The sequence below is a fragment of the Flexivirga alba genome (assembly GCF_042661025.1).
Classification (GTDB): Bacteria; Actinomycetota; Actinomycetes; order Actinomycetales; family Dermatophilaceae; genus Flexivirga; species Flexivirga alba.
This window is the reverse complement of sequence record NZ_JBHSWH010000001.1, coordinates 287,330-304,385: the sequence shown is the minus strand read 5'-3', so window position 1 is coordinate 304,385 and position 17,056 is coordinate 287,330. Positions and strand designations below refer to the sequence as shown.

19 protein-coding genes are annotated in these 17,056 nt (G+C 67.2%); 11 read left to right on the top strand and 8 right to left on the bottom strand.

Going from position 1 to position 17,056, the window contains the following annotated elements:
* Position 1: 1 nt before the first annotated feature.
* The 4 genes from ACFQDH_RS01460 to ACFQDH_RS01445 all read right to left on the bottom strand — a co-directional run bounded on the left by ACFQDH_RS01460 (position 2) and on the right by ACFQDH_RS01445 (position 2,184).
* Positions 2 to 1,225, bottom strand: a complete 1,224-nt coding sequence (locus ACFQDH_RS01460; protein WP_382397783.1) for a TadE/TadG family type IV pilus assembly protein — start codon at positions 1,223 to 1,225, stop codon at positions 2 to 4.
* Positions 1,213 to 1,638 (bottom strand): TadE/TadG family type IV pilus assembly protein, encoded by a 426-nt coding sequence (locus tag ACFQDH_RS01455; RefSeq protein WP_382397781.1) that lies wholly within the window; start codon positions 1,636 to 1,638, stop codon positions 1,213 to 1,215. Before ACFQDH_RS01455 ends, ACFQDH_RS01460 begins: the two co-directional genes overlap by 13 nt.
* A 96-nt stretch (positions 1,639 to 1,734) precedes the next feature.
* Entirely contained in the window at positions 1,735 to 1,923 is a 189-nt protein-coding gene (locus tag ACFQDH_RS01450) for a Flp family type IVb pilin (RefSeq protein ID WP_382397779.1), read from the bottom strand.
* A 72-nt stretch (positions 1,924 to 1,995) separates the two neighbouring features.
* The gene (locus ACFQDH_RS01445) at positions 1,996 to 2,184 is read right to left on the bottom strand and encodes a Flp family type IVb pilin (protein WP_382397777.1); all 189 of its coding nucleotides are present in this window, start codon (positions 2,182 to 2,184) and stop codon (positions 1,996 to 1,998) included.
* A 280-nt stretch (positions 2,185 to 2,464) separates the two neighbouring features.
* Between ACFQDH_RS01445 and ACFQDH_RS01440 the strand changes: the two genes are divergently transcribed.
* On the top strand, positions 2,465 to 3,127 hold the full coding sequence (locus tag ACFQDH_RS01440) for a prepilin peptidase (RefSeq protein ID WP_382397775.1): 663 nt from the start codon (positions 2,465 to 2,467) through the stop codon (positions 3,125 to 3,127).
* 142 nt (positions 3,128 to 3,269) lie between these two features.
* Here the strand turns inward: ACFQDH_RS01440 and ACFQDH_RS01435 are convergent, their stop codons facing one another.
* Positions 3,270 to 3,980 (bottom strand): response regulator transcription factor, encoded by a 711-nt coding sequence (locus tag ACFQDH_RS01435; protein ID WP_382397773.1) that lies wholly within the window; start codon positions 3,978 to 3,980, stop codon positions 3,270 to 3,272.
* A gap of 96 nt (positions 3,981 to 4,076) precedes the next feature.
* On the opposite strand from ACFQDH_RS01435, the gene ACFQDH_RS01430 reads away from it, so the two are divergent.
* Complete coding sequence (locus ACFQDH_RS01430) at positions 4,077 to 4,316, top strand: MoaD/ThiS family protein (protein ID WP_382397771.1); 240 nt, start codon at positions 4,077 to 4,079, stop codon at positions 4,314 to 4,316.
* A 16-nt stretch (positions 4,317 to 4,332) separates the two neighbouring features.
* Positions 4,333 to 5,112, top strand: coding sequence for a hypothetical protein (locus ACFQDH_RS01425; RefSeq protein ID WP_382397769.1), 780 nt, complete (start codon positions 4,333 to 4,335; stop codon positions 5,110 to 5,112).
* Here ACFQDH_RS01425 and ACFQDH_RS01420 read toward each other — a convergent pair.
* Entirely contained in the window at positions 5,102 to 5,608 is a 507-nt protein-coding gene (locus tag ACFQDH_RS01420) for a heme-binding beta-barrel domain-containing protein (protein ID WP_382397767.1), read from the bottom strand. The two genes, ACFQDH_RS01425 and ACFQDH_RS01420, sit on opposite strands and share 11 nt — an antisense overlap.
* Positions 5,609 to 5,643: 35 nt before the next feature.
* A complete protein-coding gene (locus ACFQDH_RS01415; RefSeq protein ID WP_382397765.1) occupies positions 5,644 to 6,765 on the bottom strand; it encodes an LCP family protein in 1,122 nt (373 codons plus the stop codon).
* A 54-nt stretch (positions 6,766 to 6,819) separates the two neighbouring features.
* Here ACFQDH_RS01415 and ygfZ point away from each other — a divergent pair, with 54 nt between their 5' ends.
* From ygfZ to ACFQDH_RS01375, 8 genes are all read left to right on the top strand, one after another.
* A complete protein-coding gene (ygfZ, locus tag ACFQDH_RS01410; protein ID WP_382397763.1) occupies positions 6,820 to 7,866 on the top strand; it encodes a CAF17-like 4Fe-4S cluster assembly/insertion protein YgfZ in 1,047 nt (348 codons plus the stop codon).
* A 68-nt stretch (positions 7,867 to 7,934) separates the two neighbouring features.
* Positions 7,935 to 8,279 (top strand): helix-turn-helix domain-containing protein, encoded by a 345-nt coding sequence (locus tag ACFQDH_RS01405; RefSeq protein ID WP_382397761.1) that lies wholly within the window; start codon positions 7,935 to 7,937, stop codon positions 8,277 to 8,279.
* A 65-nt stretch (positions 8,280 to 8,344) separates the two neighbouring features.
* Complete coding sequence (locus tag ACFQDH_RS01400) at positions 8,345 to 9,070, top strand: hypothetical protein (RefSeq protein ID WP_382397759.1); 726 nt, start codon at positions 8,345 to 8,347, stop codon at positions 9,068 to 9,070.
* 124 nt (positions 9,071 to 9,194) lie between these two features.
* Positions 9,195 to 10,166, top strand: a complete 972-nt coding sequence (locus ACFQDH_RS01395; protein WP_382397757.1) for an asparaginase — start codon at positions 9,195 to 9,197, stop codon at positions 10,164 to 10,166.
* A 132-nt stretch (positions 10,167 to 10,298) separates the two neighbouring features.
* On the top strand, positions 10,299 to 10,628 hold the full coding sequence (locus tag ACFQDH_RS01390; protein ID WP_382397755.1) for a DUF2516 family protein: 330 nt from the start codon (positions 10,299 to 10,301) through the stop codon (positions 10,626 to 10,628).
* 34 nt (positions 10,629 to 10,662) lie between these two features.
* Positions 10,663 to 11,820 carry a mannose-6-phosphate isomerase, class I gene (gene manA / locus ACFQDH_RS01385; RefSeq protein ID WP_382397753.1) on the top strand — a complete coding sequence of 386 codons (1,158 nt, stop codon included), beginning with the start codon at positions 10,663 to 10,665 and terminating at the stop codon, positions 11,818 to 11,820.
* Positions 11,821 to 12,059: 239 nt separating this feature from the next.
* On the top strand, positions 12,060 to 12,902 hold the full coding sequence (locus ACFQDH_RS01380; protein WP_382397751.1) for a CHAP domain-containing protein: 843 nt from the start codon (positions 12,060 to 12,062) through the stop codon (positions 12,900 to 12,902).
* A gap of 28 nt (positions 12,903 to 12,930) precedes the next feature.
* Positions 12,931 to 13,782, top strand: a complete 852-nt coding sequence (locus ACFQDH_RS01375; RefSeq protein WP_382397749.1) for a peptidase inhibitor family I36 protein — start codon at positions 12,931 to 12,933, stop codon at positions 13,780 to 13,782.
* Between the two features lie 171 nt (positions 13,783 to 13,953).
* Here the strand turns inward: ACFQDH_RS01375 and ACFQDH_RS01370 are convergent, their stop codons facing one another.
* Positions 13,954 to 17,007, bottom strand: a complete 3,054-nt coding sequence (locus tag ACFQDH_RS01370) for an AfsR/SARP family transcriptional regulator (protein WP_382397747.1) — start codon at positions 17,005 to 17,007, stop codon at positions 13,954 to 13,956.
* Positions 17,008 to 17,056: the final 49 nt, after the last annotated feature.

Genomic DNA, 17,056 nt, shown 5'->3' with positions numbered 1-17,056 from the left:
GTCAGCCGGCGGGAACGACGACGTTGGCGCCCAGGCTCTGACCACCGGGATTGATGGTGGCTGAGTTGACGGGCAGGAGGGAGGAGACGAACCAGCCCCACACGTAGGTGGTGGATGGTGTGCAGCTGCCGGTGCAGACGCCGGTCGGCTCGTTGTAGACCGAGCTGGTCTTCTTCGGCTGGGCGCTCGGTACGTTGTCGTATCCGGCGAGGTAGAAGGCAGCGACCCCGATGATGTGGTACTGGGCACCGTTGCCGGTCCCTGTGGTGTAGTCGAAGACCGGGACGTTGGCCACCGTGCCGAGATACTTCGACAGAACACCCTGGCAGGGCACACTCCCGCCGGGGTTGGACTGAGCCATGTCCCCCGTGCCGATGGTGACGTTGCAGTTGGGGTTCGTCGTCGAGTCCGGCTGGAGCCAGGAGAAGCCACCGTTGGGCTGGTTGGCGCACAGGTTGCTGCTCGTGGCGTGGGCGAAGATCCCGGTGACCAAATTGGTGGGGGTCGTGACTTCCGGCGGGGGAGCAGACCCGGACCCGGCAGCTACGGTGTACGGCGGCGCGGTCGCGTACTTGGCGCCGGAGCTGGTGGCATTGTTCCAGTCACACGCGCCCATGGTGATCGGGAGAGTCGGCCCCGTGCTGCCGGCCGGGCCCCAGGCGGCGCGTGAACAGGTCCGCTGGGTCGAGCCTTGGCTCGACCCAGCCAACAGTTGACCGAAGTAGTACGGCAGGATGGTGCCGCCGTTCTTCATCGCAGTCTGCGTGGTGACCTCGACATACGAGACCTTGCTCGGGGCGACGGTGAGCGGCCACGGCTGGCAGTTGCTCAGGGCCGCGGCGTCCGCCGTCGCCGGGTTGTTGGGGCAGGGCGGCAGGCTCGTCGTGCCCGTGTAGTTCGCGATGCACGTCCGGTTGTCGCCGAGGATGCTCATCGACTGATCCGTAACGTTTGCGTTCTGTGCCGCCAGTTGCCGGAGGGAGTCGGTCACACTGCACGGCTGACCTGGCGAGGACGGCTTGGCACAGGCCGCCGCCAGGGCCAGCGAGGTCGCATCAGCGCCGTTCTGCAGCTCGGCCCGGTTGTAGGTGATATTGCCGATGTCGACAGTGAGGGCCAGCATCCCGATGGCCACGAACATCACCAGTGTCGCGGTGAGCACCGCAATCGCGCCGCGTTCGCCACTCGCTCGGCGCCCGGTGAGCAGCCGAGTCAGCCGCCGCATTGCATCGTCGCTTTCCCAGAGAGAGTGGTCGGCAGCGAGTTGCTCGCACCGGGAATGAGGCTGAGGGCTGGTCCCAGAAGCACCCATTCGAACTTCGGATTCGTCACTGTGACGGTGACGGAACTCGGCAGCGGTCCCGGCGATGCTGGACACGGGTTGGTGATGCTGACGCCCAACGCGGAGTTGCCGCCGGCGGCGGCGATCGCGCGGGTGGACGTGTTGGCGCTGGTGCTGGAATACATGGCCGACCGGGCGCCTTCGCGGGCGGCGTTGGTGAGCATCACCTCGGTGAAGAAGGCTCGGCCGAAGTCGACCATGCCTCCGGTGAGCACCAGGAAGATCGGCAGCACGATCGCGAACTCCACGAGCGATGCCCCGCGTTCACGGTGCGTGCCTGTCTTGGTGGTTCGCATGCTGCCTCCCTTCAGATCTCAATGGATGTGTAGCGGTCACACCGGCGGCTGGTGTCCGCCCTCGAGCCGAGCAAGTTGTGCACCCGCAAACGCGGCTCAGAATGGGCTGGGATAGCCGGTGAAAAGGTGACTCACTGCAGTGCCGAAAAGCTGTACTGCGGTAAAGGCCACCAGCGCGATGAGCGCGAGAAGCAGTGCGTACTCGGCCATGGTGGCGCCGGACTCCGCCCGGGCGACAAGCTGTTGTGAACAGCGCCTCCGCAGCGCGTCGAATGTGTCGAACACGATGACCTCCTCGAGCCGGTGTCGCCCCGGGATCGGCCCACAAGTGAACCGATCCCGGAACCGGTGACTGGATCAGAGCTTGCCGCTGACCGTGCCGAACAGAGAAGCGATGTCGGTTCCCAACGTGGCGGCGGCCACGGCGACGACAACGGCGATGAGCGCCACGATCAGGCCGTACTCCACCATGGTGGCGCCGCGGTCCTTCTTGCCCTGAACGGCGTCGACGAGGCGGGACTGCAGGGTGATGAGTGTCTTGGACATGGGGGATCTCCTTCCGGGCGGGCATTCTTCAATGCCCCCGGGGCATGGGTGATGAATGAAAGGTGAATTCGAAAGACGAAGAGTCCGTCGGTGACGGGCCCCCTTGGGAACTTGATCCGGTAACGAGTGGTGCATGACGACCCGCGTTGTGTTACGTATCCCTGGAACCGAACTGCAAGCTGTGGATCAAGTGACCTGAAGGTAGCGCTCAAAGTAAAGTTCCGTCTAGGCTTTTCCAAAAGTTTCTTCAAGAGTTGGTAAAGAACCGGAGTGTTGCAAGATGTCGACGTACGGTGCCCTGTTGCCGGTATTGGCCGTCGGCGCGCTCGCCGGCCTGCTGTTGCGGACCCGGCTGAGTGCCTTCGGGCATCGCCGGCCGGAGGAGCGCGGCCTGCCGATCCGGCGTACCGGCTGGGTCATCCCGGCGACCGCACTGCTGAGTGTTTTCCTCTGGGTCGCCGTGCGGCAGAACCAGCCCGTCCTGGTCGCAATGATCTTCGTGCTCGCCGGGTGGATCATGATCGCGCTGGCATTCATCGATCTCGACGTCCACCGGCTGCCCGATGCGATCCAATTGCCGAGTTATCCAATCCTGTTGGCATTGCTCGTAATTGGCGCGATCGCCACCGGTGGTTGGAGCGCGGTCGCTCGTGCCGTCATCGCCGGAATCGTCCTCTTCGCGTTCTACTTCCTGCTGCTGTTGCTGCCGTCCGGGTTCGGTTTCGGCGACGTCAAACTCGCCGGTCTGCTCGGCATGCTGCTCGGCTGGTTGGGCTGGTCGTCCGTCGTCCGCGCGACGTTCGCGACCTTCATCATCGGCGGTCTCGTCGCGGTCGGCGTGATGTTCGTTCGCGACCATGGGCGGAAGGACGAATTCGCTTACGGACCAAGCATGTTGGCCGGTGCCGTCGTCGCGATCGTGCTGTCCGCACTGTCGAGTTGAGCGGACCTCGAGACGCTCCTTCGTCGCTCCTCGGCCAGCTCGGGTGACGCGACCTCGAGACGCTTCTTCGTCGCTCCTCGGCCAGCTCGGGTGACGCGACCTCGAGACGGTCGCTCGTTCCTCACGACCTCCTCGGCCCGCTTTAGTCGACGAGCGTGGGATCGGAGTCCGGTTGGAGAGAGCCGGCAGCGCCGACGAAGCGATAGCCGACGTTGCGGATCGTCCCGATCAGCGACTCGTGTTCGGGGCCGAGCTTGGCGCGCAAGCGGCGGATGTGTACGTCGACAGTGCGGGTGCCGCCGAAATAGTCGTAACCCCAGACCTCTTGGAGCAATTGAGCCCGCGTGAACACCCGGCCCTGATGGGCTGCCAGGTGCTTCAGCAGCTCGAACTCCTTGTAGGTCAGGTCCAGCGGCTGACCGTGGATCTTGGCGGCATACGACTCCTCGTCGACGATCAGGCCGCCGGCGGTGATGCGCGTCGGCGCCTCCTCCTGCTCCTCGGTGACCTTGCTGATCGCGAAGCGCAGCCGGGCGTCGACCTCGGCGGGGCCGGCGCTGTCCAGGATCACGTCGTCGATCTGCCACTCGCCGGTCAGGGCCGCCATGCCGCCCTCGGTGAAGACTGCAAGAAGTGGAGCCGACAGTCCGCTGGTGCGCAGCACCCGGCTCAGGCCACGGGCGCCGGCCAGGTCACGGCGGGCGTCCAGCAGCACCAGATCACACTCGGGTGGATCGACGAGTGCCTGTGGTTGTGGGGCGAGGATGCGGACCCGATGGCTCAGCAGACCCAGCGCCGGCAGCACCTCCACACTGGCGCCGGGCGCGTCGGTCAGCAGCAACAGGCGGGCCATACCTTGCAAGAATACTGGTCAACAGGTCGCGAAACCCCTCAACGGGCGCCGCGGTGACCAGCGACACACGACGTAGCTCGTGGTCTGGAGGAGCGAATGCACGAGGTGACGGTCCGCTATTGGGCGGCTGCGCAGGCCGCAGCGGGCACCCACGAGGAGCGGCTGACCGCAGCCGACCTGGGGCAGTTGCGCGACGCGGCACTGCACGCGCACCCCGGTCTGGCGCAGGTGCTGCAGGTCGCGTCGTTCCTGCTCGACGGACGCCGCATCGACGGCTCCGCAGCGCTGCCCGCGGAGTCGATTGTCGAGGTGCTCCCGCCATTCGCCGGTGGGTGATGGGAGGATGCCGGTCGTGCCAGGAGCCAAACTGACCGAATCACCCACGTCCCGTATCGCCACGAGTTCGCTCGCGCTGAGCGGTGGCGTCGTGACGGCCGCCCTCGTGATCCTGGGTGCGTATGCCGGGCACGACGTCTCGGCATACGCGGTGCTCGCGGCCGGACTCGCGCTCGCCTGGGGCTGGCCGCTGCTGCTCGGACTGCCGCGTCCCACCGGCATCAGCCTGGTGCTTGCCGCGGCCGTCGTCGGTATGGCGGGAGTCGTCGTCTTCTCCGGTGCTGACGACGGGATGCAGGCACTCAGCCTCGTCCTCGCGATCGCCCTGGTGCTGGCCTTCCTGCACCAACTGATGCGCACCGACGGCCGCGACGCACTCGTGGTCTCGCTCGCCGGCTGCTCCCTCGGCCTCGCGGTGCTGGCCAGCGGCATGTTCTGCGCGGGGACTGCGCCATACGACCAGGGTGATGCGGCCGTGGCGGTCGCGATCGGCGCCGCGGTGCTCGGTCTGCTGGTCGACACCGTCCTGCCGGCCAAGCACGCGGTCGAATGGTCGCTGCCGGCGAGCGTGCTGATCGGGGTGTTGCTCGGCCTGGTAGTCGGACTGGCCGGCGACCGCGCACTCGGCGCCCTGCTGCTCACCGGTCTGCTCGCCGGTTTCGTCGGCGCCGCGGTCCGGCGGGTGCTGCGAATGCTGGACACCGACGACCCGGCAGGCCGGCTGACCTACGGCATCGCGGCCGTGCTGAGCACCGGCGTGCTCAGCTACGCCGCCCAGTGGTTGATCAATCGGTAGCTGGGGCGCGCGTCAGTTGCGCTGAGGCGTAGGACTGGAGGGGCTGGCCGAGGGCCGCGATGTCCGTCGCCCACATCAGGCCGCCCTGGACGTAGCCGTAGAGGCGGTGCGCTGCGGAATACTCCCGCGCGTCCGGGCTGCGCAGCACACCGTCGGTGCGCAACTCCGCCTTGGCCGGCTCGGTCTTGCCGTAGTAGAGCTCGGTCACGCCGGTCGGGTGTGACAGCAGCAGCTCCACCTCGCCCTCGGGCAGCGGCCGCCAGAAGCCGAGCTCGGTCTCGAACGGCTCGCCGCGGCTGCCGTCCTCGCCGACCACCCAGCTGCGCGTCTCCCAGCGCAGGAACGGGCGGCCGTCATGCGTGCAGCTGATCTCCTGCTCGAAGTTGACCGTCGGCAGCTCGGGATAACCGGCCACGCCGGTGCCCTCCCACTGCCCGAGGAGCCAGGCGAGCGGCGCGAGATCGGGATGCATGGACGTGTCGAGTTCGATGGGCACGACACGATCGTAACGAGCCGCAGCGGCGAACGCCCTTACTGAATCACGTTCTTTCCGTTGGTGTAGCCGGCCATCTTGTCGTGGTAGAGCGCCTGCCCCAGCTTCTTCATCTGCGGCACGTTGACCACGTCGATGGACCCAGCGACCGGGTTGTTGGCGAAGCCGGTGAACGGTGCCGTGAAGTAGGTGATGTCGCGCGAGCGCATGTTGCGCATGTCCAGCGCGAGGTTGCGGATGTCGCCGGCCGACGTGTTGGCATCGACCTCGGTGTACTTGGTCAGGTCCGTGACCGTGTTGGTCAGCTTCACCGGGTTGAGCAGCGTGCCGGCCGAGAGCGTCTTGCGCACCACGGCGCTGATCCAGGCCTGCTGGTCGCGGCCGCGGTCGATGTCGCCCTCGGCCAGCTGGTGGCGCTCGCGGACGAAACCGAGGGCCTGGGCGCCGTTCATCGTGTTGTAGCCCTGGTGGAAGCGGCCGTAGCCGGCCTCGGTGAACGGTTGCGCCACGTAGACGTTCACGCCGCCGAGGTCGTTGGTCAGGTCGGCGAAACCCTTGAAGTCGATGATTGCGTAGCGGTTGATGGTGACGCCGCCGAGCAGGTCCGACAGCGTCTGGGCGAGCAGGGCCGGGCCGCCATACGCGAACGCGGCGTTGATCTTGTTCTTGCCGTGGCCAGGGATCGCCACGTAGAGGTCACGCGGGAAGTGGATGATCTGGACCGACTTGCGGCCCGCGCTGATGTGCACCAGCTGTATGACGTCAGCGCGCCCGCCCGCCCGGACATCGTTGACCGTGCCGGAGCGGGTGTCGCTGCCGAGCAACAGGATGTTCTGCGAATTGCCAGCATCCACAGCGGGTTTCACCGTCGAGCTGGGCAGCGCCTGGCCGTGGGTGATGTTCGAGCTGAGCACGTGATTGAGGTAGAGCGCGAACCCGACGAACGCCAGCACCACCACCAGGAACATCGACAACAAGGTCAGCAGGGTGACCTTCAGCCAGCTGGCCTTCTTGCCACGGCGTCTGCGCCCACGGCGGGTGGCCGCTGCGGCATACCCGCCCGAATTGTCGCCGGTCGGCTGCTCGGCCGTCGAGTCCGCTTCATGCGGGGACTCCTGGTCGTTGCCGGGCAGCACGTCATCACGGTTGTCCCCACTCATGCGGGAAGTCTAAGGTCCCGCCGGGCGAGTTTGGCGGCGAAGTACGCTGGAACGGTGACGACGGCAGCTGTGGAGAGTCCTTTACTGGCACACCCAGGCGCGGTCCAGGCCGACGGTCCCGACGCCGGTGTGGCCGCACACTACGGAGATCCCTTGCGAGAGCAGCGATTGCTCGAGCAGGGCTTGGCCGTGGTCGACCTGTCGCACCGCGGTGTCGTCACGGTCGCCGGCCCCGACCGGCTCAGCTGGTTGCATTCGATGACGACCCAGGCGCTGACGGGCCTGGCGCCATACACCTCGGCCGAGTCGCTGGTGCTCAGCCCGCACGGACACATCGAACACGACCTGCACCTGGTCGACGACGGCCAGACCACCTGGATCACCGTCGAGCCGCGCACCGCGCCCGCGCTGGTCGAGTGGCTCAACTCGATGCGCTTCATGCTCCGTGTCGAGGTCACCGACGTCACCGTCGCGTATGCCGTGCTCGGCGAACCCATCGGCACTGAGTCGCTGCCCGCCGAGCGTGAGACCCGCGGCGTCATCGCCTGGCGGGACCCGTGGCCCTCGATGGGCGCGGACACTGCGTCATACAGCGAGGTGGCGGAGCACCCGGCCGCCGGACGCGCCTGGCGCGAGCTGATCGTGCCGCGCGAGCAATTGATCGAAGAGGTCGGCGACCGGCACCTGGCCGGCATTTGGGCCGCCGAGGCCGAGCGGGTCAACGCGTGGCGGCCGCGGGTCGGCAAGGAGACCGATCACCGCACCATCCCGCACGAGCTGGACTGGCTCCGCACGGCCGTGCACCTGCACAAGGGTTGCTACCGCGGGCAGGAGACCATCGCTCGCGTGCACAACCTCGGCAAGCCGCCCCGGCGACTGGTCTTCCTGCACCTGGACGGCTCCGAGCACGTCCTGCCCGATGAGGGCGCCGAGCTGGTCAAGGCCCCGGGGGAGCGGCCGGTCGGGCGGATCACGACGGTCGCCCGGCATGCCGAGGACGGACCGATCGCGCTCGCGGTCGTCAAGCGCAACACCCCGCTTGACATACAGCTGTATGCCGGGCCGATCGCCGCAGCCCAGACGGAGATCGTCGCGCCCTAAGGCGGTGTGACCCGACTCACGCTTGCCCTGGCTTGCAATTTGCTAACTGTAGTTAGCATACTTGGGACATGAGCCCGAACCCGGTGACCGACCTTGGCGCCTACCTCAAGGACCAGCGCCAGCAGGCGCAGCTGTCCCTGCGGCAGGTCGCCGATCGCGCCGGGATCTCCAACCCTTACCTGTCGCAGATCGAGCGCGGCCTGAAGCGGCCGAGTGCGGAGATTCTGCAGGCGATTGCCAAGGGCTTGGCCATCTCGGCCGAGCAGATCTACGTGCACGCCGGCATTCTCGACGCTCTGCCCGAGGGTGGCACTCCGATCGACACCCGACAGGTCATCAAGAACGACCCCAGGCTCACCGACAAACAGCGCAAGGCGTTGATCGACGTCTACGACTCGTATGTCGGCGACTGACCACTGACCGAACCACCGCGGCGAACGTCGCGGACCCGCAAACCCCGAAAGAAAGGCAGAAGATTATGCCCACCAAGAGCACCTTCGAGTCCCCGTTCTACGCTCTGATCGGCGCGGCCGACGCTGCCGTCGAGACCGTCCGCAACTCCGTGGACTCCGCGACCGAGAGCGCCCTGTCGCTGCGCGACGAGCTCTCCCCGGAGAACGTTCAGGAGCGAATCCAGAACACTGTCAACGACGTTCGCGACCAGATCTTCGCCATCCCGTCGCTGGCCACCGAGCGCTACGAGCTCGTTGCCGGCAACGTCGAGCGTGCGTATGACGACTTCGCCAAGACCTACCTCGACTACGCCCAGCGTGGCGTCGAGGTGACCCGTGGCGCGACCGAGCAGGGCCGCGCCGTCGTGTCCGCCGCTCGTGCGAACGCTTCCGAGACCGGCGACAGCACCATCTCCGCCGTCTTCGGTGTCCGCAAGGAAGCCGCCAAGGGCGTCGAGCGCCTGGCCGGCCTGGTCGGCCGCAACGCTGATGCCGTCGAGGCCGAGGCCGAGACCGTCGTGCGCAGCAACGCCGCCAAGCAGGGCGCGAAGCGTCCGAGCCGCAGCTCGGTCGCCAAGAAGGCCACCACTCGCAAGACCGCCGCCAAGAAGCCGGTCGCGAAGAAGGCTCCGGCCAAGAAGACGGCCGCCAAGAAGGCTCCGGCCACGAAGGCGACCACCGTCAAGGCGACCCCGGCGAAGACCACCGCTGCTGTCCCGACCCTCCCGGTCGAGACCGCCGACAAGGCCTGAAGCGATCAGCTGCCACTGATCTGGCAGTGATCAGAAGAGCCCCGCACACCGTCAGGTGTGCGGGGCTCTTCTCGTTCCGCGACCCGGCGGGCGTGGCAGCGCGATACCGCTCTATCGTCGCTTCGTGGCTTCCTCTCTCAGCGCTCTGTCCGACGCCCCGGTCCTCGTCCATGTGGAACGCGGCGGCTTCATCGAGTCGGTCCATCGCGGCATCGCGGTGATCACGACGCCGGACGGAGACATCGACTTCGCCGTCGGCGACGCGACCGCACCGTGCTTCCCGCGGTCCTCGAACAAGCCGATGCAGACGCTGGCCATGCTGCGCAGCGGCCTGAAGCTGGCCGACCCCAGGCTCGTTGCGCTCTCCAGTGCCAGCCACTCCGGTGAGGACTTCCACCTCGCGGGCGTGCTCGAGATCCTCTCCGGCGCCGGGCTCAGCGAGGCGGATCTGCAGAACACCCCCGACCTGCCGTCCGACGAGCAGGCGCGCAACGAATGGCTGCGCGCCGGCAACGGCCCGACGTCGATCACCCAGAACTGCTCGGGCAAGCACGCCGGCATGCTGGCGACCTGCGCCGCGAACGGCTGGGACACCGCCACCTACCGCGAACCGAAGCACCCGCTGCAGCAGGCGATGGCCGAGACCATCAGCGACATCGCGCACGAGCAGATCGCTGCGGTCGCGATCGACGGCTGCGGCGCACCGGTGATGGCGATCTCCCCGGTCGGCCTCGCGCGGGCGTTCGGCGCGATCGCCGCCGCACAACCCGGCAGCCACGAGGCAACGGTCCGCGACGGCATTCGCGCACATCCCGAATACCTGGGCGGCACCCGCCGCGACGTGACCGCGCTGATCCGCGGCGTCGACGGGCTGATCGCCAAGGACGGCGCCGAAGCGGTGTATGCCGTGGGCCTGTCCGACGGCCGCGGTCTCGTCGTCAAGATCGCCGACGGCGGCCAGCGCGCCCGGCCGGTCGTCATGGCGCAGTTGTTGCGTCGTGCCGGTGTCACTGGTTCGGCGGTCGACGAGCTGGGCCGGGCCGATGTGCTCGGGCATGGCGAGCCGGTCGGTGCCATTACCTCAGTACGTTTCTAACCACACGAAACGCACACGGTTGCCGGGTTAGGGTGGCTCCATGGAAGTTTATTCTGAACAAGCACAGCGAGCTTGGGCTGCGTTGGCATGGCGGCAGCTTGCTGACGCTCTTGCCGACGCAGAATAAGCCTCATGGGAAGTCTGGTGCATCTGCAGGAGACCGTCGCGCTCGTGCTCGGCGTCGCGCTCTTCGCGATGCAATTGTTCGCGCTCGTCGACTGCATCCGGCAGCGCTCCGACGCGTTCACCGCAGCGGGCAAGCGCACCAAGACGCTGTGGTTGGCGATCACCGGCGTCGCGGCCGCGTTGGGACTCCTGTCGATCACCGGACCGCTGAGCATCTTCGAGATCGCGGCTGTCGTCGGTGCCGGTGTCTACCTCGCCGACGTCCGACCTGCGCTGCAGCAGGTCACCGGCAAGGCACGCGGCAACAACAGCAGCGGCCCCTACGGCCGTTGGTGAACGGACCGCGACGGCCGTGATCGAGGAGACGAGTGTGACCACGCCGTCACGGGTGATCGGGAAGCTGCGGCCGCAGATCAAGGTATCCGCCTGGGGTTCGCGGACCGTGCTGGCCGAGCTCACCGGACGACCCTCACCCGCCGAGCAACCCGAGGCCGAGCTCTGGATGGGCGCCCACGAGGCCGCCCCGTCCGGGATCGCCGACACCACTCTCGACCGGTTGATCGCACGTGACCCGGTGGCCGCACTCGGGCCGCGGGTGGCCGCGCACTTCGGCGGCCGGTTCCCATTCCTGCTGAAGATCCTGGCGCCGCAGACCATGCTGTCGATCCAGGTGCACCCCGACGCCGAGCAGGCGGTAGACGCCGCACCGGGCACCTACATCGACCAGTGGCCCAAGCCTGAATCTCTAGTAGCGGTAACGCAGTTCGAGATCTTCGCCGGCCTGCGTTCGTATGACGACATCCACCGCCTGGTCGAGTCGCTGGGCGTGCCGGCGCTGTCCGCGAAGGTCGCGGAAGTTGCCGGCGGCCCCGAGCCGGTGACGAACCTGCTGGTCAACGTGCTCCGGGCGCCCTCCGACGAGCAGCATGTCCTGGTGCGTGCGGTCATCGCGGCGTGCGGGCAGAAGCTGCGGGGACCGGATGCCGCGGCATACGACGCAGTGCTGCGCGCGGCCGAGCAGTTCCCCGGTGACATCGGCGCGGTGGTGCTGCTGCTGATGGTGCACCGTGTCCTCGAACCAGGCGACTACATCTTCGTGCCCGCCGGTGTCCTGCACGCCTATGTCCGCGGCACCTGCGTCGAGCTACTGGCCAACTCCGACAACATCGTGCGTGCCGGTCTCACACCGAAGCCGCTCAACGTCGACGAGTTGTTGCGCATCGTCAACACCAACCGCGAAATGGTGCCCGAGCGCCCGACGCCTGGACGGGTGCACTCGTTCCCGGTGGACGTGCCGCACTTCCAGTTGCATGTCGTCGAGCCCGGTGAGGACGCCATACAGCTGCCTGGCGTCGACCGTCCCCGGATCGCGCTGTCGTTGCACGGGTCGGTCGTAATCCGTTGCGGTGACACCGATCTCGAGCTCGCGCCGGGGGAGTCGTGCTTCCTGGGCGCCGACGAGTGCGCCGCCACCGTGTCCGGCCGCGGCACGCTCTACCTCGCGACTTCGGGCCTCGCCAACTCCTGACCGGGTCTCGATACACCCCCCGCTCCGGCACCCCACCAAGTTTCTCCCCCGCTCCGCTCCTCCGAATACTTCGTGGGGACCCCGCCTGCGCTCCTCCGGCACTCGACCCGCTTTTGTTCGCAGCGGCCGCTGCGAAGTGACCGCAGCGGATTCGCAGTGGCTGTCAGCACAGTGATCCCTGTTCCGCTCGTCCAGCCTTAGTCAGGGAGATGGTCACGATGGTCAGCACAAGTTCTCGGATGAACCGCACCGCAGCTCTGGTCGGTGTATCAGCAATGGTCGCGGGTGCGGCCTTCACCATGTCGATGCCGACCGCGCATGCGGCGACGGCGCGTAACGGGGTGTGTGAGTCGGGGGAGTTCTGCCTCTACTACAACTCCGGTGAGGCCGGTTCGGTGTCGGACTTCAGCACGTCGATCTCGGATTACGGTGCGACACAACCGAGTTGCTATGACTTCAAGGGTGCCGGCGCAGGCAAGGGCTTGTGTGTGAAGAACCATGCGGCGTCGGTCTGGAACCGCACGTCGAAGACGGTGTACGTCTACTACAACAGCGGGTATGCCGGTACGAAGCAGGCGATCGGCGCCGGCGTGAAGGTCAATCTGATCGCGGCGTTGAAGAACAACAACGCCGGCCACCACATCGGAGCCATCTCCACCGGGACGGCTCAGACGCCGGTCAACGACTACAAAGCTCACCTCAGCCAGACCTACGGCTTCGCGTACGCGAATTGCACTGCGTTCGCGGCATACCGGGTCAATACGCGGGACCACCGTGCATTCAAGGAGGGTTACGGCGGCGTGCATTGGGGCAACGCGAATCAGTGGTATGCCGCGGCAAAGAGGGTCGGCATCAAAGTCGATCGGGTGCCCAAGGTCGGCGCCATCGCGGTCAACACCGTGCACCACACCAGCACCGACGGCGTGCTCCGTGGCCATGTTGCCTACATCAACAAGGTCTACGCGAACGGGTCGTTCGACGTCGAGGAATACAACTGGAACGTGCACCACGGGTACGGCACGCGCCACATCGCCGCTCTGAACAGCGCCGACGGCGGCTTCCAGTACGCGATCCACTTCTGAGCCGACACGACTGAGAGGACGAAAGATCATGGAAATCAACGGTTTTCGAAGCAGTCGCCGCCGAGCGGCCACCGTCATACTCGCTGGTGCAGTTGTTGCAGCCGGCTCCGGTGCATTGTTCGCAGCTCCGGCGCATGCGGCGACGGCGCGCAACGGGGTGTGTGAGTCGGGGGAGTTCTGCCTCTACTACAACTCCGGTGAAGCGGGTTCGGTGTCGGACTTCAGCACGTCGATCTCGGATTACGGTGCGACACAACCGAGTTGCTATGACTTCAAGGGTGCCGGCGCAGGCAAGGGCTTGTGTGTGAAGAACCATGCGGCGTCGGTCTGGAACCGCACGTCGAAGACGGTGTACGTCTACTACAACAGCGGGTATGCCGGCACGAAGCAGGCGATCGGCGCCGGCGTGAAGGTCAATCTGATCGCGGCGTTGAAGAACAACAACGCCGGGCATCACATCGGTCCCATCTCCGGCACGGTGACCGGCGCGACGGTGCTCGCCCGGGCGAAGGTCTGGGTCGACGCCGGCGTTCCCTACAGCCAGACGCACTACTACCAGGGCTACCGGGAGGACTGCTCGGGCTTCGTGTCGATGGCCTGGGGGCTGGCCAAGCCCGGCACGACGACGAACGTGATGCCGAACTACGGCAGCTACATCAGCAAGTCCGCGTTGCGGACCGGTGACGTGTTGCTCAACTCCAACGCCGGCAGCCAGGGTCACGTCGTGATCTTCCAGAAATGGGCCAACACGGCGCACACGTCCTACTGGGCGTACGAGGAGAGCGGCAGTCACGGGGCGGTGCACCGCATCAACCCCTACCCGTACTACTCCGGTTACGGAACGTTCAAGCCGTTCCACTACAGCAAGCTGGCGTCATAAGAGAAGTCAGCCCGGTCTTGGATCGGGGTCCCCGCGAAGTATCGGAGCTCCCGGGGTCCCTGCGAAGTAGCGAGCGCCCGCGAGCACTTCGTGGGGTGGGGCGAAGGAGCGGAGAACTTCGTGGGGTGATTCGGGTGGCGTTCGGTCTCGCAGTGATCGCGCGCCACCCGGTCACAATGTCGCAGGGTCCGCGACGTCCTCCACCTGCCGACCGAAGGCCTTGTCGAACTCCTCGCGGGCGGCCAGGTCCGCGGACGCCCGGGCGGCGCGTTCCTGCCGGCGCAACTCACCGGCGGCCGCATGCTGGCCCTGCTTGGACAGCACGACCGACAGGTCGTGCATAGCGGCCGCAACGCTGAGCGGCCGGTCCAGCGCGGTGCATTCCTCGATGCTCTCCCGCAGTTCTTCCTCGGCTTCGTCGAGTCGGCCGATCGCTGCCAGGGCTCGGGCCCTGGTACGGCGAGCGCGGGCGGCCAGGAACAGGTCCTGGGAGTCGACCGCGCGGCGCCATACGATCTCCGACTCGTGCAGTGCGTCCTCGTCCCGGCCGAGTTGGTAGCTCATCTCGGAGCGCGCATCCAGTGCGTAGGACAGCAGGTGTTGCTCGCCGAGGTCCTGCAGCAGCGTCGTCACCTCGCTGAGCAACACGTTGACCGACCCGAGGTGGTGCTGGCGCCAGGTGACCCGCGCCAGCTCGATCGTCGCTGTTGCGTAGGCGATTCGGTCGCCGTCGGTGGCGAGCAGCTCCCGGGCGCGCATCAGCTCGTGGTCGGCGGCCTCGAGTTCGTCGTAGTCGTTGTGCATCACCCCGCGAACGGTGCTCGCCCAACCGGCGTATGTCGGGTCGCTGGAACCAGTCAGCAGACCCTCGGCACGTGTCAGTGCGGCCTCGACCAGCTGCCGGCGACCGAGCGACAACGCGGCCTGCGCGGTCACGATGTCAGCGGCGGCTGCCGCCCGATTGGCGCCCAGCAGGGTGAGCGCCTTGCGGGCGGCGCCGGCGGCGGACAGCGCCTCACGGGACTCCGAACGCAAGTCCTGCCGGTGCCAGGCCTCGGCGAGTTGCAGCAGGGCGCGGCCGAGTTGCTGGTCCGAGGACGCCGAGTCCAGGCGCTCGCGCACGGTCGAGGCGACGCCCAGCCAGCTGCCATGACCGGCGAAGGTGTGCTGCGCGTTGGCCGCCGCCACGAGGAGGCGCCACGACAGCTCGGGTACCGAGTCCGCGACCTCCTCGGCGATGGTCAGCATCGCCCGTCCGTCGGCACGGAAGAAGGCCCGCGCGACAGCGACGTCGGCGGTCGGCTGCACAGGGGCCTGGTCGTCCGGCATCGGTGGCGCAGCAGGGACGAACCTGCGGTGGAACGAGTTGTGGAAGCTGCTGGCTCGGCGCAACAGGTCGCGGCCGAGGTCGGTGATCGCCTCGTGCTGGGTCGCGTCGTCGATCGGGTGCTGCGCCCGCGCGAACTGTGCGACCAGGCTGTGCAGTCGGTAGATCGTCCGCTCGTTGTCGCGCTCGACCGGCTCGATCAGGTTGGTGGCCAGCAGTGTCTCGACGAGGTCGTCGCCGTCGTCCTCGTCGTGCAGGATCGTGCCCGGCATCCAGCCGCTGATGCCGCTGAGCGGCAGGTGCGCGATCAGTGCGATCGCGCGCTGCTCGTCCTCGGTGCGACGCTCCCAGACCATCTGCACGCTCTTGCGCAGGCCGTCCAGCGCGTCGCGGCTGCCGGCGGGAGTGAACAGCAACCGCTGCGCCATCGGACCGAACTGCCGGTCCGGCCGATGTGCGAGACGACCGGCAACCAGGCGTATGGCGAGGGGGAGCCGCCCCGTCGCAGTGAGTAGGGCGGTCGCCCCCTCGGGGTCCGCTGCCACTCGATCGTCGCCGATCAGCCGGCCCAGCAATGCCCGCGCATCGTCGATCTCCAATGACCGCAACCGAATTGACGACCAGTCCTCGACCTCCATGTCGATGCCGCGGGAGGTGACGACCGCCAGCGAACCCGCGGAGACCGGCAGGACCTGCTCCAGGCACTCGGCGACCGGGGGAGTGATCTCCGGCAGGTTGTCGATCACGATCACGACCCTGCGCTCCTCCAGGATCGACCGGAAGAGGCCGGTTCGTGCGGTGACGTCCTCGGGTATGGCGCGCGTCCGGACGCCGAGCAGTCGGAGGAACGAGCCGAGGATGCCTGAGACGTCCAGGCCATCGGTGTTGCCCAGATCGGCATACAGGGTGCCGTCGGGGAAGGCGTCCTGTACCTCACGCGTGGCGCGAATGGCCAGGGCGCTCTTGCCGACGCCGGTCAGGCCGGTGATGGTGACCACGACCGCCTCGGCCGTCGCGCGCTTCGCGGCCTGGTGGATGTAGGTGGTTTCGTAGTCGCGGCCGACGAAGTGTGACGGGTCGCGAGGCAAAGTGCGTGGCACCGGCAACTGGGAGACGGCGGTCAGGGTGGACGGGGTGAACGTGGGGTCGGGGGCTTCCGTCGGTGGTGCGGTGGGCGGCGGTTCCGGAACGGCTTCGTGCGGCTCGGCTTCCACTGTTACCGCCTCGGACGAAGCCTCGGCCGCCTGGACCCCGTTGAGTACGTCCTGGTGGGCGACGCGTAACACTTCGGACGGCGCGACGCCGAGCTCCTGGTCCAGGCGGTGGTAAATGTCCCGGTAGACGCGCAGCGCTTCTTCCTGGCGTCCGGTTCGGGCCAGGACCCGCATCAGCTGCGCGGCGAAGGTCTCATGGAACGGCTGCTCCTGCACCAACGCCGTCAATCGCGTTGTCAATCCACGTAATTCGCCGAGTTGTAGGGCGAGTTCGTTGCATTCCTCGATCACGTTGAGGCGCTCGCCGGCCAGGGTTTCCTGCGCGAGGTGGACGTCATCGGTGCTCGGGATGTTCTGCAGCGGCGGGCCGCTGAAGAGCTGGACCGCCATACTCAGGCGACTCCAGCGATCGGCGGCATCGCCCTCGCCGGCGGTCAGCTCGTGCCACTCGTCGCAGTCCGAACGCACGTCGTCCGCCAGCCGGTAGCCGGTCTTGGTGGTTTCGATGAGCGACCGCTCGCGGCCCTTGCGGCGCAGGCCGGACACGAGCGCCTGTACCCGGTTTCGTGCCGAGGAGGGTGGATCGTCGCCCCAGATCCAGGGCACCAGAGATTCTGCCGAAACGGACCCGCCGTCCGGGCACATGGCGACCCGAGCGAGCAGCGAGCGTTCCAACTGGCTCAACGGCAACTGTGTGGAGCCGCAAAGCAGCTCTACATGACCCAGGACCCGA